The organism is Emticicia sp. C21 (assembly GCF_003418935.1).
Lineage (GTDB): Bacteria > Bacteroidota > Bacteroidia > Cytophagales > Spirosomataceae > Emticicia.
Genome location: NZ_QVMT01000004.1, coordinates 203,058 through 228,229 on the forward strand (window position 1 = coordinate 203,058; position 25,172 = coordinate 228,229).

General features: G+C 38.8%; 10 protein-coding genes. All 10 read right to left on the minus strand.

Features of this window, described 5'->3' with window-relative positions; translation table 11 throughout:
* Positions 1–73 precede the first annotated feature (73 nt).
* A complete protein-coding gene (locus D0T08_RS11425; protein ID WP_116982765.1) occupies positions 74–2,440 on the minus strand; it encodes an FtsX-like permease family protein in 2,367 nt (788 codons plus the stop codon).
* A gap of 76 nt (positions 2,441–2,516) precedes the next feature.
* Positions 2,517–4,916, minus strand: a complete 2,400-nt coding sequence (locus tag D0T08_RS11430) for an ABC transporter permease (RefSeq protein ID WP_116982766.1) — start codon at positions 4,914–4,916, stop codon at positions 2,517–2,519.
* Positions 4,917–5,042: 126 nt separating this feature from the next.
* Positions 5,043–7,463: an ABC transporter permease gene (locus D0T08_RS11435; protein WP_116982767.1), complete on the minus strand. Its 2,421-nt coding sequence runs from the start codon at positions 7,461–7,463 to the stop codon at positions 5,043–5,045.
* Between the two features lie 113 nt (positions 7,464–7,576).
* A complete protein-coding gene (locus D0T08_RS11440; protein ID WP_116982768.1) occupies positions 7,577–10,000 on the minus strand; it encodes an ABC transporter permease in 2,424 nt (807 codons plus the stop codon).
* Between the two features lie 123 nt (positions 10,001–10,123).
* A complete protein-coding gene (locus D0T08_RS11445) occupies positions 10,124–12,538 on the minus strand; it encodes an ABC transporter permease (RefSeq protein ID WP_116982769.1) in 2,415 nt (804 codons plus the stop codon).
* Positions 12,539–12,622: 84 nt separating this feature from the next.
* Entirely contained in the window at positions 12,623–14,989 is a 2,367-nt protein-coding gene (locus tag D0T08_RS11450) for an ABC transporter permease (protein WP_116982770.1), read from the minus strand.
* A gap of 131 nt (positions 14,990–15,120) precedes the next feature.
* Positions 15,121–17,508, minus strand: a complete 2,388-nt coding sequence (locus tag D0T08_RS11455; RefSeq protein ID WP_116982771.1) for an ABC transporter permease — start codon at positions 17,506–17,508, stop codon at positions 15,121–15,123.
* 90 nt (positions 17,509–17,598) lie between these two features.
* Positions 17,599–19,980 carry an ABC transporter permease gene (locus tag D0T08_RS11460; RefSeq protein WP_116982772.1) on the minus strand — a complete coding sequence of 794 codons (2,382 nt, stop codon included), beginning with the start codon at positions 19,978–19,980 and terminating at the stop codon, positions 17,599–17,601.
* Between the two features lie 150 nt (positions 19,981–20,130).
* Positions 20,131–22,548 (minus strand): ABC transporter permease, encoded by a 2,418-nt coding sequence (locus D0T08_RS11465; protein WP_116982773.1) that lies wholly within the window; start codon positions 22,546–22,548, stop codon positions 20,131–20,133.
* Positions 22,549–22,683: 135 nt separating this feature from the next.
* Positions 22,684–25,128 carry an FtsX-like permease family protein gene (locus D0T08_RS11470; protein ID WP_116982774.1) on the minus strand — a complete coding sequence of 815 codons (2,445 nt, stop codon included), beginning with the start codon at positions 25,126–25,128 and terminating at the stop codon, positions 22,684–22,686.
* Positions 25,129–25,172 lie beyond the last annotated feature (44 nt).

The following is a 25,172-nucleotide window of genomic DNA, read 5'->3' on the forward strand; positions in this document are numbered from 1 at the left end:
AATTAAAAATAAAATCCTGTCCATTTTCGGACAGGATTTCGTACAGTAACGGACAATACTTTCTCCATTTCCCCTACTCAGTCTTTAACGATTTCACCGGATTCACTAGCGCTGCCCTGATGGCCTGATAGCTAATGGTTAATAGGGCAATAACAACCGCAACTATACCAGTGGCAGCAAATATCCACCATTCGATAGAGACGTGGTAAGCGAAATCTTTTAACCATTCTGCCATAAAGTAATAGGATACTGGAACAGCAATGATGATTGATAGAAAAACTAATCTTAAAAAATCTAAAGATAATAGTGAGGTAATGCTGAAAACAGAAGCCCCTAATACTTTACGGATGCCTATTTCTTTAGTGCGCTGTTTGATTGAGAAAGTAGCCAACCCAAACAAGCCAAGGCAAGAAATAAAGACAGATAAAGCCGCAAAGGTTTTAGTCAGGTTACTGATCAATTCTTCTCTTTCATAAAAACGAGCCACATCTTCTTTGAAATACGAATATTCAAATACATTATCTGGATACAATTTCTCCCATATTTTGGCAATATCCTGAATCGTGTTTGGATTATAAGCTTTTAATCGAACGGCGGCATAACGGTAATGACTACGTGAAGAAAAAATAACCGTTGGCTCTACACCTGTATACAAGTCTGTATTGTTGAAGTCAGCTACTACCCCTACTATAATACCTGTTTTGCTTAAATCACCCACCAATAACTTTTTATCAAGAATTTCTTCCGGTGATTTCAGCCCCAAACTTTTTACCATTTTTTCGTTTACTAATAACTCGCGTAAAGTATCAGAAGCCACGGGTTTATGTCCGGCTACAAGTTTAATATCATACGTATCAATATAGACTTCATCGGCCATTTTAGACCTTGCTACAAACTTTTCCCAATCTCTGTTTTCGTACTTAATGCTGCCCCCGCTACCTGTTTTTGAAGATGGGGCCGTTCGGAAAAATGAAATATTTTCAATATTCGCTTGTTGAAGCAGCTGATTCTTGAAGGTCGTCAGTTTGTCGGCTTCAGGATTTGGGATATTCACATGCAGAATCATGTCTTTTCTCAGTCCCAAATCTTTATTTTTCAGATAATCTAATTGCAAAACCACCAGCATCGAAACGGCAATCAGAATACAGGCAATACTGAATTGCGTTACTACCAACCCTTTTCTCAACGTAAATTTCTTAGGCAGTTCAGTAATATTTTTAAGAGCCTTTAAAGGATTGAAATTGGCAATAATCATGGCAGGATAAAACCCTGCAATGAACACAATGGTAATCAGTAAAACCACAATAAAGCCTATCAATTTCACATCAGACAAAAGATTCATGCTTATTGGTGTTTTCAGCCACTGACCCAGGAAAGGGGCAGTTGAATAGGCTATTGAAATAGCCAAAACTACCGACAATATAGCCACCACAGCTGTTTCACTGATAAACTGCCAGAAAATCTGTCCTTGAGAGCTACCTAATGTTTTTCTGACACCCACTTCCTTGTAACGCTTAAATGATAATGCCGTAGATAAATTAATGAAATTGATACAGGCAATAATTACCATTAACACTCCAATCACCAATAATAAATTGATAGTAGCCATCTTGATTTTACCACCGTAATCAATATTAAAATGTATATCTGATAAGTCTTGCAGGCAGTACTTAAATACTTCACTATCAGCACCATGATACTTTTTTGAGAAAGCAGGCATTTGCTTTTCAAACGCTTCTTTCTGGTCTTTTGAACGAAGCATAACAAATGTCTCGCGACTGCTTTCAATCCAGCCCCAGTCTTCGTAGCCATAATTCGGTACCAATATTTTCAAGGTAGGCAGAGAAACAAAAATATCTGTTTTTAAATCAGTGTTATCAGGATTATCTTTGATTATACCTGCAACAACTACTTCCTGCTGATTCTCCAGCTTCATGCTTTTGCCGATGGGATTTTGAGAGCCAAAAAACTTCAAAGCATAGCGTTCTGTCAAAACAGCTTTATTTGGTTCATCTAAAACTGCCGGAGTCCCGGTTTCCCATTCATAGTCGAATATTTTGAAGTAATCAGCATTAGTAAAGGCTGCCGATTCTTTTTCCAGATATTTACGCACATTGTTATTTTCAGTGAGAGCAATAGTCAAAGGCCGATGTGCCAGATAAGTAGTTTGTTCAATTGAAGGGTACTCTTTCTTAAGTGTGCTGTGCAAAATATAAGCACTTCCTTTTGAGCGCTCAATCTGACCATCTCCCAGATGCAAATCAACTACTGATCGATAGATTCTATCAGCATTTTTATGATAAGCATCTACACTTAAATGGTATTTCACTAATTGAAAAACCAATATCCCACCTGCCATCCCTAAGGCAAGTCCGGCTATATTCAGAAATGTAAAAAGCTTATTTCTGTTTAAAACTCTGAGTGTAAATTTCAATTTCATGGTTTTTCATGGAGCAGAGGGCTAGGGGCATGGGGAAGAGTTAACCCTCTGCCCCATGCCCCATGCCTCCTGCTATTTATTCTGTTTTTAATGATTTTACCGGATTAACTAAAGCTGCTTTGATAGCCTGAGAGCTTACTGTCAGTAATGCTACCAGCACGGCAATTAAACCTGTTACTATAAATACCCACCATTCTATGGTAACCTGATAGGCAAAATCTTTTAGCCATTGCGTCATAAAATAATAAGCTATCGGACTTGCTATCAGTACTGCTATAATAATCAATTTCAAAAAGTCTTTCGAAATCAAAGTGGTGATACCTGCCACTGAGGCGCCTAATACTTTGCGGATACCAATTTCTTTGGTGCGTTGCTCGGCTGTATAAGCTGCTAAACCAAATAAACCTAAGCAGGCGATCAATATCGCTAAGCCTGAGAATAATAAGACGACATTGGCTGTCTGGGTTTCAGCACGATAGAGTGTACCCAGAAATTGGTCAAGAAATATATATTCAAATGCCGACGATGGAATGCTCTTTTTGAAAGTAGCTTCTAGTTGCTTCATGGTTTGTGCCAGATCGCTCGTATTGATTTTCACAAGCAGGTAAGGTCTCGACTCGGTATCCGCATTATGAAAAGCATAGGAGCCAATAGGTTGATGAAACGAATTATAGTGGAAATCTCTTACCACCCCAACTATTTCAGTTTTCTTATTCCAGAAGAAATTATCAGAGAACTTGCCAATTGCTTCCTGCGGCGTTTTATAGCCTAATAACTTTGTAGTGGTTTCATTAACTACTAATTGTATTGTCGTATCTTTTTCACCTTTTATGAGTGGTAGTGTTTTTCCTGCCAAAAATTTCAGGTCTAAAACCTTGGCAAAATCTCCTGTCATTCGGTTAGTAGTAACAGCGAATGATTCTTTTGGATTATCAGCCTTACTCATCGTACGGACGCTTCCACCAAAGCCTAAATAAGTCTGTGCCCGTGAAGTTTCTACTACGTTACTCAATGCTTTATAGTTGTTGATTAAACCATCAACCTGTTCTTTGTTTTCTGCTCCTGATGTCATTACTGCTACAACCTGCTCGGGGTTATAGCCTAATTTTTTATTCTGAATGAATTTTAATTGTTGGAAAAAAATAAAAGTACAGATAGTCAGGATAATTGATGCTGCAAATTGTATCACTACCAATGACTGGCGGAAAAGCCCTGCTCCGGTTTTCTTAGTGATGGAAGTCTGCAAAAGGCTTTTAGGAGCAAAAGAAGAGAGATAAAACGCAGGGTAAGAACCGGAAACAAATGTTACAAAAGTAAACACAATCAATAATCCTATACCGATTTCCGGCGTGAAAATATTGGCGATAGACAGGTTCTTATCAGCCAACTGGTTAAATAAAGGTAAGGCCAATATTAAAAGGCTCAAACTTAACAATAAAGCTAGGAAAATTGTGAGAGTGGTCTCGGTATAGAAACGACCAATTAACTGACGATTGGTAGCCCCAATCGTTTTATTAATACCTACCTCCTTGAAACGCTTCTGCGAGCGAGCTGTTGCCAGATTCATATAATTGATACATGCAATTACCAGCACCACCAACGCTAAAATCAGTAATATTTTCACTTGACTGGCATCACCTTTACGAGTAGTATTGGTATTAGTAATATCACCTGATTTCAGGTGGACATCTACCAATGGTTGAAGCCAGAGTGAGAACCAGCGTTCTTCTTTATTCGGAACATTTTTTTCAAGAATCTTTGACATTTGCGCCTCTACTTTTTGTTGACTGGCATTAGGTGTCATCAATAAATAGGTTTCAAAACTCGAATTACTCCAATAAAGTCTTTTAGATGCCCATTCCACACTATTAAACGAGCCCATTAAATCGGCATCCAATGTAAAGTTATGCGGCAGGTCTTCATAAATACCCGTTATTTCTAAAGAATACTTGCTACCCACTTTCAGCACTTTTCCTATCGGGTTTTCATTCCCAAAATACCTATGGGCAGTAGACTGGCTCAATATTACTTTATTCGGGTCTTGCAATGCCACTTTCGGATTCCCTTGTATGAGTTTTATATCGAAAATCTCAAAGATTGTTCCATCTACCCAATAGAGTTTTTTCTCTGCAAACTTCTTCTCGCCAGAGTTGACAAATGCCGTCTGTCCAAAATCATTCAGAAGGATTCTAGTTTGTTGTACTACCTCCGGAATCTCGTTTTTCATTGTTGGGCCTACTACATTGGGCGCATTAGCCCATTTCTGGCTTTTGCCGTCAAAAGTAGCTGTTACGCCAATCCGATAGATGTCCTTAGCTTTTGAATGGTATTTATCAAAAGACAATTCATCTTTTACGAATAGCATCAGCAAGAGCGATACCGTTAGCCCCAAGGCCAGACCTAATAGATTCAGAGCAGTAAAGAGTTTGCTTTTCAATAAGCTCCTCCAAGCGATTTTTAAGTAGTTCTTTATCATAAATATACCCCTAGCCCCTAAAGGGGGACTTTTTTAAAAGTTGAAAAAAATACGCCCCTAAACCCTAAAGGGGGGTAAAATTATATAATACTCGTGCGCAAGCAGCTCCCCTTTAGGGGCGGGGGGTTATTCTGATTTTAATGATTTCACAGGATTCATTAATGCTGCTGAAATAGACTGATAACTCACTGTTGCTACAGCAATCAGGATAGCTAGCAAACCTGCCGATGGGAAAATCCACCATTCAATATTAATTCGATAAGCAAAATCTGTCAGCCAGCTATTCATGGCATACCAGGCTATTGGCGAGGCAATCAGAATAGATATAAGTACCAATTTAATAAAATCTTTCGACAATAAAGTGGTAATACTTCCTATTGATGCACCTAATACTTTTCGTACCCCTATTTCTTTACGTCGTTGTTCTGCCATAAATGCAGCCAAAGCAAATAAGCCCAGGCAGGAAATAAAGATAGAAATACCTGCAAAAATGATAAATAGTGACCATTGTTTCTGCTCGGACTGGTATTGTTTATTAAACTGCTCGTCTAGAAACTGATAGCTGAATACTGCATCGGGCATATACGATTTAACTATTTTTTCAATACTGGCAATTGTCTGCTGAAAATTACCGGCTTCCATTTTGATTGAAAGCCAGCTATCCTGACCTTTATTGGCAATTAATATCATCGGCGCTATTTTCTGATGCATAGATTCGAAATGAAAATCTTTCACAACACCCACTACCTTACCTTTCCGACCGTCATATTCAAATGCTTTGTCAATAGCATCGTCGCTATTTTTCCATCCAATTGATTTGACTGCTGTCTCATTCAGGATAAATACCGCTGAATCACCTAACCTGAAATCTCTTCCTGTTGCTAACTTTATTCCGTAAGTAGATAAGAAATCAAAGTCAACTCTGAGCGATTTTATTACAACATTGGTAGGAGCCAAAGAATCACCATTTTGTACTTTTGCGCCTTGAAAATCAAGTAAACGGTCTGTAGGGGTTCTTGAAGAGGCACTTATATTCTTTACTCCCACCTGACGTTTCAGCTCTTGTTTAAAACTCTCAAAATCAAACGAGTTATTTCTATCAAGTTTCATCAGAATAACCTGATCTTTCCTGAAACCGACATCTTGCGTAAGCATAAAACTCAATTGTTTGTAAACAATAGCTGTACTGATAATCAATATACAAGCAATTGAAAACTGCATCACCACCAATATCTGACGTAAGCGGCCATTCTTCATGGCATTTTTTATTTTTCCTTTCAATACCTCTACCGGCTGAAAAGCAGTCAGGAAAAAGGCAGGATAACTCCCGGCCAGAATCCCTGTAAAGAAGATGACACCCAGAACCATTAAAATAAATTTAACATCCAATAAACTGGTAAATGCCAAAGATTTATTAGTAAAGTCATTTAATACCGGAATCAACAGAATAAGGGCAGTTAATGCTATAATTAAAGAGAATAAAGTGAGTAGCAGCGATTCACTTAGAAATTGCCCGATTAATTGTGAGCGTAAGGCTCCTACTGCTTTACGAAGTCCCACTTCTTTGGCTCTACCTGATGAACGGGCTGTTGCCAGGTTCATATAATTGATACAGGCTATGAGCAGAATAAAAAAGGCAATCGCCGAAAAGGTATATACGTATCTGATATTTCCGTTAGCCTCAAGCTCTGAATCTAAATGCGAATATAAGTGTATATCTGTCAGCTTCTGGAAAGTCAGGTCTGACCAGTCAGAGCCTTTTCCACCATCAGATGTAGGCAAATGTTGGTCAAGGAAAGTTTTCACCCGGCTTTCTATGCTCGACATATCATAACCTTTCGGCATTAAGAAATAAGTAGCAAAAGCATTACCTCCAAAATCATTATTCATTGCCTCTTTACCATAAATCCTGTTATCATTCAATGTATTCATTGAGAGAAATAAATTAGCATGAAAATGCGACTGATCCGGCATTGGTTCAAACACCCCCGAAACTCTTAACTCATACTTATTGTCTACTTTAAGCAACTTACCTATGGGGTCTTCATTGCCAAAATACTTCTCTGCCAAAGGCTTGGCTATAACAATTGTAAATGGTTCTTCTAAAGCCTTATCAGGATTACCCGAAAGCAGATTAATTGAGAATACTTTAAATACATTTGCATCAGCAAAAAACATATTTGATTCCTGATATTTTTTTTCAGGGCTTTCAGGTCGGTTCAATATATTAAATAAGAGGGTTGCATCTAACAATCGGGTAATCTGTTCCACCTCCGTAAAATCACTTTGAAAATATTGCATAAAAGCAGGAGCTACTTGCCCCAGATGCAGACTAACCTTACCATCTTTTGATTTAAAAATACGGGTGACACGATAAATGTTGTCAGCATTTTTGTTGAACCGGTCGTAACTCAATTCATCTTTTACATATAAGCCTATCAACAAAAAGCAAGTCAGCCCGATAACTAATCCTGCGCTATTAATAAAAGTGAAACCTTTCTGTCTAGCCAGGTTTCTAAAGGCGATTTTAAAGTAATTGCGTATCATAAACCCCTCCGAATCGTCGGACCGTCCCCTAAAGGAGGATTTTTAAAAGTTAGATAATATTCTTCTACAACTTGTAGGTACAATATAGCACCCCTTTAGGGGCGGGGGCGGTTTTATTCCGACTTTAATGATTTCACCGGATTCACCAATGCCGCTGAAATGGCCTGATAACTCACCGTAGCCACGGCAATCAGGATTGCCAATAAACCTGCCACAGGGAAAATCCACCACTCAATATCAACCCGATAGGCAAAATCTGTCAGCCAGCTATTCATGGCATACCAGGCAATAGGTGAGGCAATCAGAATAGAAATGACAACCAACTTGATAAAATCTTTAGATAGCAAAGTAGTTATACTTCCTACTGAAGCCCCTAATACTTTACGAACCCCAATTTCCTTTCGACGTTGTTCTGCCATAAAGGCGGCCAAAGCAAATAAGCCCAGACAAGAAATAAAGATAGAAATACCTGCAAAAATCATGAATAAAGACCTTTGCTTTTGCTCTGCCTGATACTGGTTATTGAAACGCTCATCTAAGAACTGATAGCTGAATGGTGTATTAGGCATATAGGTTTTAAATGTCTTCTCGATACTGGCAATAGTATTCTGGAAATCTCCGGCAGCTATATTTATCGAAAACCAACTACGCCAGCCTTTATTGACAAACATGACCATAGGAACGATTTTCTGATGCAAAGACTCAAAATGAAAATCTTTTACTACACCTATTACCTTGCCTTTTGTACCGCCATATTCAAACACTTCATCAATGGCATCGGCATTACTTTTCCATCCTATTGATTTAACAGCTGCTTCGTTCAGGATATAAGCCGCAGAATCATCTGATTTGAATTCTCTTGATAAATCTCTGCCCGCCACTAATTTTATCTGGTAGGTAGATAGAAAATCATGGTCTATTGATAGTGCTTTAATTTCTGTACTGGTTGGAGCCAGAGAATCACCTTTTGCTACTTTCGCTCCTTGAGAATCAAGCAAACGACCTGTTGGAGTTCTTGATGAATGGCTTACATTCTTCACACCTGCCTGACGTTTCAGTTCTTGTTTAAAACTCTCAAAATCAACCGAGCTATCATTACCAACACGCATCACCAATACCTGGTCTTTTTTGTATCCGGCATCTTGTGTGAGCATAAAACTTAATTGTTTATAAATAATAGCCGTGCTGATAATCAGGATACAGGCAATTGAAAACTGCATCACTACCAAAACCTGACGTAAGCGGCCATTCTTCATAGCATTTTTGATTTTCCCTTTCAATACTTCTACCGGTTGAAAAGCCGTCAGGAAGAACGCAGGATAACTTCCCGCTAAAACACCTGTAAAGAAGATAGCACCCAGAATCAGTAGGATGATTCTAAAATCTAATAAGCTGGTGAAAGTCAGGGTCTTATTAGTAAAATCATTCAGCACAGGAATCAAAAGAATGGTAGCTATTAATGCAATAGCCAAAGAGACAATAGTCAATAGTAGAGACTCACTCAAGAATTGCGCTACTAGTTGAGAACGAATTGCTCCTACAACTTTGCGAAGCCCCACCTCTTTAGCTCTGCCTGCTGAACGAGCCGTTGCCAGGTTCATATAATTAATACAGGCAATAAGCAGAATAAAAAAGGCAATGGCTGAGAAAGTATAAACATATTTGATATTTCCATTGGCTTCATGCTCTGAATCCAGGTGTGAGTAGAGATGTATATCTGTTAGTTTCTGGAAAGTAAGGTCTGAATATTGAGAACCCTTTCTACCATCATATACAGGTAAATGTGTGTCAAGAAAGGTCTTCATTCTACTCTCAATTCTTGACATCTCATAGCCCGCAGGCATCAGAAAATACGTGGCAAAGTTGTTTCCACCCCAATCTCTGTTCATTTCATCTTTACCATAAATTTTGTCGTCATTCAGTGTATTCATTGACAATAGGAAATCGGCATGGAAATGTGATTGAGTTGGTAAAGGGTCAAACACACCAGAGACCCTTAATTCAAATTTACTATCTGCTTTCAGCAATTTTCCTATAGGGTCTTCATTACCAAAATACTTTTCTGCCATAGGTTTCGATATGACAACCGTATATGGCTCAACCAAAGCCTTATCAGGGTTACCCTGAACCAGGTTTATAGAGAATACTTTAAAAATATTTGCCTCAGCAAAATACATGCGTTGTTCCTGATATTTTTTCTCAGGATTCTCTGGTCTGTTTATCACCGATTGCTGCCCAAATAATCGGGTAATCTGCTCTGCTTCTGAAAAATCGCTCTGGAAATACTGCATAAAAGCAGGCGCCACGTGACCCAGATGTAGGCTCACGGTACCATCCTGTGACTTAAAAATGCGTGTAACGCGATAAATGCGGTCGGCATTTTTGTTGAATCGGTCATAACTCAATTCATCTTTCACATACAAACCAATCAACAAAAAGCAGGTAAGCCCGATGGCTAATCCGGCTATGTTGATAAAAGTGAATCCCTTCTGCTTCCGCAGGTTTCTAAAAGCGATTTTTAAGTAATTGCGTATCATAAACCCCTAGCCCCTAAAGGGGGACTTTTTAAAAGATTGAAAAATCACCTTCCTAACCCCTAAAAGAAGGCTGCTCTAAACTTAATAATCTTTTCTTAGCTCCCCTTTAGGGGTGGGGGGCTGTTACTCTATTTTTAGTGACTTTACCGGATTTAATCTTGCTGCTTTGAAGGTCTGGAAGCCTACTAATAGAGCAACCATTACCACGAATACAAGCCCTACAAAGGCAAAGGTAATCCAGCTTAATTCTATGCGGTAGGCGTAGTTTTGTAGCCAGCTATTCATACTCAGAACCGCTAACGGAAAAGCGATGATTATCGCTAATCCGACAACAATCAGGAATTCTTTCATAAACAGAAAAACAATGCTGATGCCCGAAGCACCTAATACTTTGCGAATACCTACTTCTTTCGTTCTTCTCACAATATTCAATGATACCATGCCTAAAATCCCCAACAGTACAATAATAATGGCTAGTGTTGTTGCCACCTCTGCCGCTTTCTGCAATTGTACCTCTGACTGGTAGAGTTTCTGCAAAGTTTCGTCCATGAAAGTATATTCAAACGGTGCATCAGGTAGTAATTCTCTCCATTTCTTTTCGATATTTTTCATGGCCTCACCCACATTGGTCGGGTTCAGTCTGAACGATAAATAACGATAAAAAGGATTATCTCTTACCTGCATAAAAGCAGTTGGTCCGATCGCTTTATGCATAGATTCAAAATGGAAGTTCCGGGTTGCACCAACAATTGTAAATACACTGGAAATATTATGCATTCTTATCTGCTGACCTATAGCCTCCTGCTTATTTTTAAAACCTAAAGCCTTGATAGCCGCTTCGTTCAGTACTATTCTATTGGGTTGAAATGTTCCTTGGGTAGCATGGAAATACTGTCCTGCTACCATCGGTATTTCGTAGGTTTCTGCAAATTTTTCATCAGTTACCAGCGTAGGTGCATAAAATGCCGTAGTTGAGTCCTGGCCTACTCTGTATATGGCACTACTGAATCCTGTAGCACCGTCAGGTATTTCCCATCCAAAACTACCCTGCTTTATTTCTTTTAATTTTGCCATCTCGTTTCTGACAGTCTCCATTTTTTCTACACCTCTAAGCGACCAGTCACGAGGGACTCTTAGTGAGAAAACAGCTTCTTTATTATATCCTAAATCTTTATTAAAGAAATAACTTACCTGTTGAGAAATAACAGTAGCTCCACCAAAAACAAATAGCGCAACCGTAAATTGAGAGGCCAATAGTAAGCGTCTGAAAAGCACATTCTCTTTTACCGATTTCAGTTTGCCCTTCATGGAATCAACTGATGGCAGATTTGCCAGTACCAATGATGGATAAAGGCCGCTTAGTAGCCCAATAAACAGGCTTAATGCAATTGCTCCCAAATAGAAATAAAGCGATGCACTGAATATTGATATAATGTCTTTTTGAAGTATCTGCGAGAAATAAGGTCTGAAAAGTTGGTAGAATACTAAAGAGAGCAATAAGCTAAATAAGCTGATAATGATAGATTCAGTCAGGAACTGACGTAGTATCTGCCCTTTTAAACTTCCTAATACTTTTCTTACGCCAATCTCTTTTAAACGTGAAGATGAATTACCAATAGAGATGTTCACAAAGTTTACGACTGCCATTAAGAGAATAAATAGGGCAACTATGCTCAATGTCAGGATAGTTTTGTTTACCAGTCCATTATTAGTGCCCAGATAAACCTCTTTCAATGGTTTCAGATAAGCGTGTAGATTTTCGCTGATTTCTTTAGAAGCATTGGTTGCAATTAATTGCGCCATAGGTTTTTCTAAATCTTCTTTTTTAACCCCTTGTTTTAATTCTATATAATTGACAATATGCGTAGCATTCCACAGGTCATATCCGGTACGTCCTAAGAACTGAGCATTACTAAAGGATATTAAAATGGGGAGTTTATTATGTGGAGTAACGAGATTGGTAATTGAATTATAAGACACATCGCCCAGTACAGCGGTAATCATGAAATCCCGTTTTTCGCCTGTGAAAGACTCTATTCTTAGGCTTTGTCCGACTACGTCGGTTCTGCCAAAGTATTTAATAGCCTGAGCCGATGAAATCACCATCGTATTCGGCTCATTCAAAGCCGTTTTAGGATTGCCTTGTACCAATGGCAATCCGTACATGCTTAAGATAGTAGAATCTGCTATCTGAATATCTTCTCTGAAAACCTTATCTCCTTTTGAAATAATGGTTGTTACGGCATCAAAGCGATAATAGTTTTCTACTAAACCCGGGTAATGCTCTTTCAGTGCTTTGGCTAATGGTCCAAGGGAAGTAATCTCTCCACCCATGTTTTCTTTATCCCATTTGCTCTGCAACATGTATTGGTTATCCAGATTGCGTAACTCACTATTTACTCTTAACTCTCCCCACACATAGCTGCCTATCAGCAAAGCAAAGGTGATTCCGACCGAGAGGCCGAAAATTGTAACCACAGTATAAAACTTACGTTTCATGAGGTTACGCCAGGAAATTTTCAGATAGTTTTTTAACATAATTTTGAAATTTTAATGATTAAAGCTTGAAGTTAAGCCCTCAATTAATCATTCTCATTTCATTTAAGTTAATTTAACACTCTCTTATTCAGCTTTCAGGCTCTCAACGGGATTGGTTCCAGCTGCCTGATAGGTTTTCAAACCGATGGTTGATAAAGCAATCAGAAAAATCAATCCGAAACTACTAATCAATAACCCGGCATTTACACCCGGATTGAAAGTGAAAATATTCAATACGATTACGCTACATAAATAGCTTACGGGGAAAGCAATCAAGGCAGCAATCAATAAAAGTTTTAAGAAACTCCATGAAAGCAAACGCACAACTTCAGAAGCACTCGCCCCTAATACTTTACGAATGCCAATTTCTTTATATCTTTTCTCGGTGCTATATGTCACCATTCCTAACAAGCCCATAATAGCAATCACAAAACCCACCAAGGTAGTAAGCCCGGAAAACTTCATATCTTCTCCCGGGAAGTAGCGATCGTATAATTCTTTTTCATACCATGAATAAACCATGGCATCGTAAGGATGATATTGCTTCCAGATTTTCTCAACTGATGCAAATAAAGCTGACTCATTAGCTGCGTCTGTTGTTTTAACAGAAAGTATATGAAACTGCTTAGGATTATACTGAAAAACCACAGGCCACACAGCAAATTCATAAGTTGAATAACAGAAATCTTTTATTACTCCTGCTACCAACACCTCGGTCTGATTATTAAGAAGAACCATTTTTCCGATAGCTTCCTGTGGAGTACCCAAATGCAGGATTTTAACAGCCTTTTCATTAAGCAAGACAAAACTTCCACTTGAATCGATTTTAGCATCGGGGAGGTTTTTTCCTGCTACTAATGTCAGTTTCATATTATCAATAAACCGATTGTCTACCGAAAAATGATGGGCTGCTGTATTTTCGTCAGTCTTTTTGGCTTTGATGGCATATTGGCTTGCGCTACCTCCGAAAGCATCAGAAGTCAAGCCAACGCTTTCAACACCTGACAATTGGGATAGCTCATTTTTAAGTAATTTATAGTCATTGCCTGCCAGCGTAATATTAAGGATATTCTTGCGATTGAAGTTTTCGTTTTCAGTAGCCATATACTCAAACTGACTATACATAGTCACATTCAAAGCCATGTATATCAATGTTACTACAAACTGAATTACTATCAGGCTTTTGCGTAAACTGAGTTTACCGAATGAACTTGGTCCCAACTCCCCTTTCAATACCTTGGCCGGCTGAAAGGCCGATAGAATACGAGCCGGGAATACCCCTGCAATGATACCTGTCAGCAAAGTAAAGCCTGCAAAGATGCCCCACATCAGCCATTTATTATCTACCTCCCAGACAATCCATGAAAGGTGTATGTATTGTTTAATAAATGTAAAACTCACATAGGCTATCAGCAATGCAAAAAATGCTAATACGATGGCTTCTATCAGAAACTGACTTACCAATTGTCTGCGTACAGCCCCCGAAACTTTTCTGACACCCACTTCTCTTGCCCTACTTAAAGAACGGGCCAAAGTAAGATTGGTATAATTGAAACCTGCCAGAATGATAATCACTAAGGCCATCAGGAAATTGACAGATACACTGAATACATCATCTACATAAGCATTCTTTTCCAATCTCTCAAAATCAGGAGAAATGTCTTTTAATGCCTGAGGACGGTATTCATGGCTTGTTTTTCCAAAATCTGTGTCTTTTTTATTTTGAAGAGCGATAGTACTTAATGCTTTGTTGAGTGTGGCTGGCTTTGTATTTTTATTGACCAATACATAGGTGTAGGTATCGTAATTCGTCCAGTTTTTCAGGTCTTGTTTGTCTTTGTTAAAGGAAGTATAGGTTGCCATCGACACCATCAGGTCGCTTCTGAAATGGGTACCTCTGTATTTATAAGGCTTTAATACACCCGTAACGGTGAACACACCAAAATCGTGGTGGGAAATGGTTTTACCAACAGGGTTGGTTGTGCCAAAAAACCTCACAGCCGTTTCGTGGTTTAATACTACTGTATTAGGTTCTACCGGATATGAGCCTTTCTCTAGCGGGAAACCAAAAATATCAAAAAACGAAGGGTCAACGTAAATCCCATTGACACGGATGGCCTTTATCCGGTTATTCATTTCACCAGAAAAAAAGCGAATGACCCTTGCCGATTTCTCCACAAAGCCATAATCATCTTTCAATTTCCTAGCCAATAAAAAAGGAGAGGCAGCGAAAGAAATCTGCTTACCTTTTTCATCTTTGAAATCTGTCAGAATCCGATAGGTTCTTTCAGGATGAGGATGGAAATTATCAAATTCAAAAACGTTCTGAATCTGCATCAGGCCTATGAGTCCAAAGGTCATAGCCAGACCTAATCCAACAATATTAATGAACGAAAAAAGCTTGTTCTTCCACAGGCTTCTAAAGGCTATTTTGAAGTAGTTTTTTAGCATAAAATTCGCCCCTACCCCCCTAAAGGGGACTTTTTAAAAGTTTTATAATTTATTTCCTCATTCCCTCTAAACTATTACTTACGAAAAATTCTCGCGCGCAAGCAGCACCCCTTTAGGGGCGGGGGGCGGCTTTACTCCGACTTTAACGATTTCACCGGATTCATCAATGCTGCCCTGATGGCTTGATAACTTACAGTTAATAAGGCTAGTAGAGTTACACCTATTCCCCCCACTACAAATATCCACCATGACAATTCAATGCGATACACAAAGTCCTGCAACCATTGATTCATGCCGTAATAGGCTATTGGTACAGCTATTATGACCGCTATCAATACCAGTTTCAGAAAATCTTTTGAAAGCAGAGAGGTAATATTGAATATGGATGCGCCTAACACTTTTCTGATGCCAATTTCTTTTGTTTTCTGTTCAGCCATAAAGGTGATTAGACCAAATAGACCCAGACAGGCAATAAAGATGGCGATACCTGTAAATGCCCCGAAAATATTGGCAATTCGTTCCTCTGATTTGAATAGTTTATCAAATGAATCATCGGCAAAATAATATGTAAAAGGGTCTTCTACTTTGTAGCGGTTGTAAGCTTTTTCTATCTGTGTTACTGTGCTTACCATATCAGCATCTTTACTGATTTTGATATTAATATGGTCTATCTCTTTTGTTTCTGTAATGAATTTCAGCATTAGAGGTTTAACCTCATTTTTGGTGCTGAAATAGTTAAAGTCTTTTACCACGCCTACTACTTCCACTGATTCATTACTCCCCATTTCCACATCTTTAATAGTGGCTATATTTCCACCGAGTGCTTTTACAGCTGACTCATTCAACAGGATTTTCTTTTTTAAATCGCTTGGTAAGATTGCTGGTTTTACTTTCCACTGAATAGCGAATAAATTGACGTAGGCCGAGTCAACCTCGAAAACAATAGTGCCTACCATCGAAGCAATTGAATTATCTTTAGCCCCTAATTTCTTTATTCCACTAATATTATAGCCTTCTGCAAAGATTCTATGTTTTGAGCCGGACATTTGCTCTACTCCATCAATCTGCTTGATTTCATTCATCAAAGCCCCAGTTTTTGAACGAGCCTGGCCGTCTATATTCATGGTAATTATCTGGTCTTTATTCAAGCCCAGATTCTTGATTCTCATCTTTTTGATTTGCCCGAAAATGATGATAGAACTGAAAATCAAAACAGATGAAACTGCCAGTTGAAATACTGTTAATGACTGGCGGATAGCTGCGTTCCCCTTACCTTGAAATTTACCTTTCAGTACCTCCACAGGATTAAACTTAGATAATACAAAAGCCGGATAGCTACCCGCTAGTAATATGCTGATAAACAGTACAGACCCCAGAGAAACCAGAAAATAAGGATTAACCAGAAAACCTGTATCAATCTGTAATTCCAGGAGGGAATATAGAACAGGTTGAAGTAGCTTGAATAGAATAATTGCCAGTATACATGCCACAAAAATAGTCAGGGTAGATTCTACATAGAATTGGGTGGTTAACCCTAATCTGTTAGCGCCTATTGATTTTCTTACACCTACTTCTTTGGCACGGGTAGTGGCCCTCGCCGTAGTCAGGTTCATAAAATTAACTAAGGCGAGAAGCAAAATCAGGATAGCTACTGCACTGGAGATATAGACATACATCAGTCTGTCACTTAACTGAGCATTCCCTACACCCAGATGATTAGCGAAATAATTGAGTGAAAACTTAAGATCTTTATTATCAGGATTTTGTGCCCCTATTTTCGTTAATACATTTGCCACATTCGATTGATTTGCGGCATCATCAAGCAATATAAAAGTTTCATAATCTCCTGTAGAAATCTTGCTTAACTTATCATCTGTATAAGATTCAGGGTAGTTCTTTTTACCTTCTGCCAAATCAGTGGCAATCGAAGCAATGAAATTATAATTAATGCTTGAATTCGACGGATTTTTCTCAACAATTCCAACCACCTCCAGATCTGCCTTCTTATTGAATTTCAACGACTTGCCAACAGGGTTTTCTTTGCCGAAATACTTCAAAGCCATTTCTGGTGTCAGAAAAACCGTGTAAGGTCTTTTAATGGCAGATACATCCCCTTGAACAACTTTAAAATCAAAAATTTTGAAGAAACCTTCATCAACAAAAATCAATCCTGACTCATTAAAACGATGTTTAGGGTCGGTTTCCAGCGTTACATTCCAGAGAGCAGTTTTTCTACCTACAGCTTTTACAGAGGCAGCATTTTCTTTGAGTGCATCGCCTAATCTGCCTGACATATTAGAAAAAAAGAACTCCTGCTCACCCATTTTCAGCGTTGCACCTACCTTATAAATTCGCTTATAATTTTTATGGAAGGTATCATAGCTCACCTCATGCGATACAAACAATAAAATGAGAAGAGATACAGCCAGCCCAAGTGCCAGCCCTGTAATATTAATAAAGCTGAAAACTTTATGACGAAAAAGGTTTCGAATGGCGATTTTAATATAATTAAGAATCATACGAGTATAGGGTAAAAGGAGAATGGAGAAAGGAACACGGAAGATTAAAAATAAAAATTCTTTTTCCGTTTTCCTTTCTCAATTTTCCAACTATTCTGATTTCAACGATTTAATCGGATTCATCAATGCTGCTTTAATAGCCTGGAAACTTACAGTTAGCAAGGTAATAGCCAATGCCCCACCGCCTGATGCCGCAAAAATCCACCAGGATATACCTGTACGGTACTCGTATTTCTGCAACCAGTCATTTAAGAAATAGTAGGCAATAGGTATAGCTATCAGGCAGGAAATAATTACCAAAAGCACAAAATCTCTTGATAATAATGTCCACAAATTAGCGACTGATGCACCCAATACCTTGCGGATGCCAATTTCTTTGGTGCGTTGCTCGGCCACAAAAGAAGCCAGACCAAACAAGCCTAGACATGAGATAAAAATAGCCAGAACAGCAAAGAAAGAGGCAAGTTTACCTACACGTTCTTCAGTTGCAAATTTTTGCCCGAATTCCTGATCAACAAATTTATAGTCGAATGGGCTGCCTGGATTGTGTTTCTTAAATACCGCTTCTACCTTGCTTAATGCTGCACTCGCACTTACTGAAGGCTTCAACTTAACCGAGATAACATTGGCCCAGCCATAATCCATAATAAACACAGAGGGCATAATAGGCTCATAAGGCGATTGCATGATCATGTCTTTTATAATACCTACTACATGATACTTTCTATTATTCCAGGTGATAAATTTACCTACAACATCTTTAGAAGCCACCATCTTAGCAGCCGATTCGTTAAGAATCATAGCCGATGTATCTGTTTTAAAATCCCTCGAAAAATCCCGCCCCTCTATAAATTGGAATCCTACTGTTTTACCGAAATCGTGTGTACAAGCAATTGTACCAAATAATGGCTGAGCATTAGGATCCATCCCTTGCCATGAAAACCCAATATTGCTTGACCAGATACCTGTAACGGGGCTTGATGATTCTGCCATATTTTCTACCATTCCTGTATTCAGCAAATCATTGCGTATCACATCATATTTGCCATATAAATCAGGGGTAGTCATATCAATATAGATTAAGCTATTGCGGTCATAACCAATCGGTCTGTCTTTGGCATATTGAATCTGGCGATAAACGATAATTGTTCCGATAATAAGTGTTACTGATACAGTAAACTGGACAACAACCAACACTTTGCGAGGAATGGATGCAAAGCGTCCAACCCTGAAAGTACCTTTCAATACCTTAACAGGCTCAAATGAAGAAAGATAAAGGGCAGGGTAACTACCTGATAGCAAACCTGTAACAGCCACAAAAACCAAACTGATAATCCAGAACAATGGATTTGTCCAGAGCATTGTCATTTTTTTGCTTGCCAGGTCATTAAACCAGGGTAGTGTAACTGTTACCAAGCTTAAGGCAATTAAAAAGGCTACAAATACTACCAACATCGATTCACTCAGGAACTGATTAATCAATTGCGTTCGAACTGACCCGATAGCTTTGCGGATACCCACTTCCTTGGCCCGTTTTTCTGAACGAGCCGTGCTCAGATTCATGAAATTGATACAAGCCAACAACAACACAAAAATACCAATAGCGCCAAATAACCATACAAACTGAATACGGCCACCTATATTTACACCCTCTTTAAAGTCAGAATATAAATGCCATTTGCTCATAGGATGTATGAACAAGACCGGTTTAGATACTTTACCTTCCTGATTTCTCTTGTTTAGAACAAGGTCTTTCAATTTTGCAGAAAGCGGTTCGAACTCTGTTTTCTCGTTTAGTTGAACATAACATTGAAAAGAGTTATTATCCCATTGGTCTGCTGCTCTTTTCACCCATGCTTCGTCTGTTAAATAATACGCCCATGGAGTAAGTAAGTGCACTGTTGCCATTTCAGAATTATGCGGAAAATCCTCAAAAACACCCGTTACTTTCATATTAGCTTTAGCATCAAATCTTATGATTTTGCCGATAGGGTCTTCATTACCAAAAAGTGATTTGGCTAAAGTTTCATTTAGCATTACTGAATTAACTTCCTGCAAGCCGTTTTGCTCCCCTTTCAACATTTTCAGTGAAAACATGCGGGTAAACGCAGGTTCTACATGCATCCCGCTTTTGGTGAATTTTGCATCTTTATAACCTAAAATATGGTCGTTGTTCCATGAGGCCATCACGACATCCTTAAAGGATGGGTATTTTTCACGTAATTCTTTTGCTAAAGGATGAGGGACTGCCGTTTGTGCACCGATATGCCCATTAAAAGTCTGGTGCATATAGGCTTGTCCCAGCTTATTATAATTATCAAACGATTTATTAAAATTCAATTCATCATTAATCCAGAGCCCTATCAGCATGGCAACACCCATACCCACGGCAAGACCCATAATATTGATGAATGAGTAAACCTTGTTCTTAACAAGATTTCTAAATGCGATTTTTAAATAATTGCGTATCATAATACACCCCTAGCCCCCAAAAGGGGACGTTTAAAAAGTTAGATAATAATTACCCCTAACCGCGCGACGGTCGCCCCTAAAGGGGAATTTTAGTACTCGTGCGTAAGCAACTCCCCTTTAGGGGTCGGGCGGACGCTGCGCGGAGCGCTTTTACTCCGACCTTAATGATTTTATCGGATTTACCAACGCCGCTCTGATAGCCTGATAACTAACCGTAATCCAGGCTATAATGATTGAACTGGCTATGGCTAATATGAATATTCCCGGGCCTAAATCTATTTTAAACTCAAATTCTTTCAGCCAGTTATGCATGAAATAATAACCTACCGGAGCAGCAATCAGGAATGCAATGCCAATCAATAGAGTAAATTCTTTTGAAAATAAATACACAATATGAGCGACAGAAGCACCCAAAGCCTTACGGATACCAACTTCTTTGGTACGTTGGACTGCCATAAATGATACCAGGCCATATAAGCCTAAGCATGAAATAAAGATGGCGATACCTGCGAAGATTTCATAGAGGATAGATAGTTGTCTTTCCTGTTGATAGAAGTTGGCAATACTTTTATCTAGAAACTCATATTCGTAGATATAATCAGGGAAATGTTTAGTCCAGATTTTTTCAACCGATGCTATGCCGCTCTGAAGATTCTGTGCTTGTAATTTCACACCCATTAAGCCAAAGAAGTTTTTATTGCTGGCAATTACTACAGGTGGAATTGCCCCATGTAATGAGGTAGCGTGATAATCTTTGATAACACCTACAATGGGTGCTTTCATTTTTCCGCCCCAGAAATTGATCTCCTTGCCTAAAACCTCTTCAGGACTTTTAGCACCTAATTTTTTCACCATTGCCTCGTTCACCACATAGCCCTGTACTGTATCACTTGGCGAGTAGGTTTTACCTGCAATCAGTTTTAAATCAAAAGTTTTAAAGTAATCAGCATCTGCCCAGTTTAAAAAGGCAGAAAAGTCAGTAGTTTTTGGACGGCGGTCATACTGAAAATCACTATTCCATTCGTTATCATCTGCCGGTAGTCTGAAAGCTATGCTTACATTCTTAATGCCTGTTTCCTGTAATAACTGTGTTTTTAGTGTTTCATATTTACTCTGACCAAGACTATCGTTCGGAATCGGTACTCTGATAATTGCTTCTTTATTAAAACCCATTGAAGCACTCTGAAAATAATTCATCTGATTAACTACTACTAACGTAGCAATAATCAGAAACTGGGCAATCACAAACTGAGATACCACCAAGCCCCGTCGAAGAGATATACCACCAATCGACTTAGCTGTAACTTTACTCTTTAAGGCGAGAATCGGATTAAATCCTGAAACGACTAATGCCGGATAAAAACCTGACAGGAAAATAACAACTATAGACACCGCTGCCAAAAATAAGAGTAGGACCGGATTATCAGTAAACGAAAGGCTCAAATGGAAATTAAGCAGTTTATTCAAGAAAGGTAAAGCTATTAAAGCCAATACAATTGCTAATAATACAGATATCAAGGTGATTAGAGTACTTTCTCCTAAGAACTGACTCCTTAACTGTGCCTTGTTACTACCTAATGCTTTTCTGACGCCTACTTCTTTTGAGCGATTGACTGCCTGTGCCGTAGCAAGATTAATGAAATTAACACAAGCCACCAATAGCAAGAATGCCCCGATAATCTCTAATACCAGAATCATTTCAGGACTGATGGTATGATGTGCAAAATTACCAAAACGGCTATCGTAATGAGATTCGCTTAATGGACGGATAAAGTTACGAACCCTACTTTGTTGCTCCGGTGTTTTATGCTTTTTATCAAAGGCGGGCATCAGAGCATTAAACTGTTTTTCTGTCATTTGTTGAGGGAGCTGAATAAAGCAATTCCAACTACCTGATACACTTTCCCAATCATTCGCATTCTCTTTATTATTAATCAGGAAATTCTTGTACGAAAACACGATTTTCAATGGGAAATCGGTATTTTTAGGGATGTTTTTCAAAATCCCTGTAATACGATAAGGCTTTTTCTCATTGTCTCTAGTAATTGTTTTTCCAATAGCAGTTCTCCAGTCTCCAAAAAATTTCTCTGCTATTTCCTGTGTAAGGATAACTGTATAGGGTTCAGAAAGCACCATTTTTGGATTCCCTGAAAGTAGCGGGAAGTCAAAAATTTCAAAGAATTCAGGTTCTGCATAAAACATGCCTCCCTCATCTTTAAATTTTTTCTCGATACTTTTGGTTTTAGGATCATAGATATTTATCTGGGCCCCCGTTGCGGCTATACCTGCCACTTTTTCTAATTGCGGGTAATCAGTTCTTAGTGCCAATGGCACCGGCATAGGCGCACCTCTGCCATAGCTAATACCCCCATAATTAAATTCAGTAACTACCTGATAAATCCTGTCTTTTTTGGCGTGGAAATTATCGAAACTCAACTCAAATTGCACAATCAAAAAGAGAAGCAGACAGGCGGCTATGCCCACCGCCAGACCAATAGCATTGATAAAAGCGTAGCTCTTATTACGAAGCAGACTACGAAAGGCGATTTTTAGATAGTTACGAATCATAATGCCCCTAACCCCTAAAGGGGAATTTAAAATTTAGTTAGATAATAATTAACCCCAACCGTGCGACGGTCACCCCTAAAGAGGAATTTTCCACTCGTGCGTAAGCAACTCCCCTTTAGGGGCCTGGGGCGGCCGTTACTCTGTTTTCAATGATTTCACCGGATTCATTAATGCGGCTCTGATGGATTGATAGCTGACTGTAAGTAATGCGATAACTACTAAAAGAATCCCTGCTAAAGCAAAAATCCACCAGTTTAGGTCAGTACGATTAGCAAAGTCCTGTAGCCATTTCTGCATGGCGTAGTAGGCCACCGGAGTTGCTATTACAAAGGCAATGCCGACCATTTTTAGGAAATCAACAGAGATAAGATTGACGATACTGCCAATACTTGCACCTAATACTTTACGCACACCTATCTCTTTGGTACGCTGTTCGATAATCATTAAGGCAACGGCGAAGAGTCCCATACAAGAGAGCATTATAGCTATACCTGCGGCAAGGCTAAAAATCTGTGAAAGACGTTCTTCTTTATTAAACCAACGGTCAACATTCTCATTAATGAATGAGCCTTTAAATTCCTGGTTAGGGACTAATTTCTTCCAGGTATTCTTCACCAGATCCATCGATTCTGCCAGATTCTGATTGCCGGTTCTTATCAATATATAGTTGACTCTTCCTTTAGGGGCCATTTCTAAAGTAATAGTCCGGTTTTCGCGACGTAAAGAGTATAAATTAAAATCAGCGATCACACCAATAATTTTTTGTTTACCAACTGATGAATCAGGCATCAGAAACTTATCTACCCCCTGTTTTTCACCCATTTGTTTCAACATACTTTCGGTTACTATCAATGCTGTTGAATCTGTTCCATATGACGGGCTGAAGTCTCTGCCTTCAATGGTTTTGATACCCATCGTTTTTATGAAATCATAATCTACACGTACCCAGTCAGTCAGGATACTTTTTGAGTTTTTAGTATCGCTTGCATTCGGATAATAATCAAAGCCGTAGGTGCTTCTTGAAGAACTTCCATCCAGGCCATTACCAAAATTGATTTGAGAACCTGATACTGACTCAATGCCCGGGTATTTTGATAACTCATTACGGAATTGCTGCACAGCCGTCTGGTTATTTAAGGCATTACCGATAGGCACACTGATAACCTGTTCTTTACTATATCCGAGTGGCTTGTTTCTCAGGTATTTTAATTGAGTAAAAATTACCAGTGTACAACTAATAAGTATACAAGAAATAGAAAACTGAACAATAATTAAGGAGTTGCGCAATACGCCGGGCTTTTTCCTGGTCAGTTTTCCTTTTAATACCTGTACAATATTAAAACGGGAAGAAACAAATGCCGGATACCCCCCGGCAATAAGGGTAATTAAGATAAAGCTTATAAGGCTTATGATTAAATTATCAGGAATTAAGAAATTATCTATCGAAAGACTGGAGTCAAATAATTTATTGAATTGTGGCAAGAAAGCATAAGCCATGCCTAAGCCTGCGATTAAAGCAACCACACAAACGAGCAATGCCTCACCCCAACCTTGCAGGAATAGCTGACCTTTGTTGGCACCTAAAGATTTACGTACACCAACTTCTTTAGCTTGTGTAAATGATTTAGCGATAGTCAGGTTAATAAAATTGATAGAAGCAATCAGGACAATCAGTAAGGCAATAGTTAATAATGTATAAATATAATTCTTGCTTACGCCACTCCCCCAACCTGTGATTTCATCGAAATGAACCTCTTTCAGGGGCATCATTAGCAAGCTCAGATATTGTCCTCTTGCATTTTTTAAACGCCCTGCTTTCTTTGCATCTTCTTCTGAGGTCTTCATATATTTATTCACCAAAGACTCAAAACGTTTTTCGGCAGAAGCCTGGGTGGTATTAGCAGCCAACTTCACATATACCTGATGGTTCTGACTTGTCCATCTGTCTTTGATTGGTTCGTAACCAGGATTTTTTTCAGTCCGTATCAAGGCATCATATCTCACGGTAGAATTTTTCGGAGCATCATCTATCACGGCTGTAACAATAAATGGTACTTTCTCATTTGATAAGGTTACTAATACCTGCTTGCCAATAGGTTCTTCTTTACCAAATATATTTTCTGCCGTAGTCCTGCTGATGACGATATTGTTTTTGTCTGCTAAAGCAGTATTCATATTTCCTTTTAAAAGTGGGAAAGAAAATACTTTCAGAAAGTCAGCATCAACTGTTTGTATAGTTTTTTCAAATTTCTTTTCCTGATACGTTAGCTCTCCGGCTCCCCAACTATAACTGGTAACTGCTTCCACTTCCGGGTATTCAGTCTTTAAAACTGGTGTAAGTGGATAGGCCATGGCAGCACTGTACTCCTGCTTTCCGCCTTTATCGGCAGTATTAAAATACAGACAATACACACGGTCAGCGTCTTTATGGAAGGTGTCATAAGAAAATTCGTAAGAGGCCGTGAGGTACAATAAAATACTGCTACCAAAAGCCACAGCCAGACCCACCATATTAATAGCGGTATGAACCTTGTTTTTCCAAAGCTTACGAAAGGCGATTTTTAAATAATTTTTGATCATAATTTTTTTGGTTAAAGGAACAAGGAGAAAGGAAAATGGAGAAT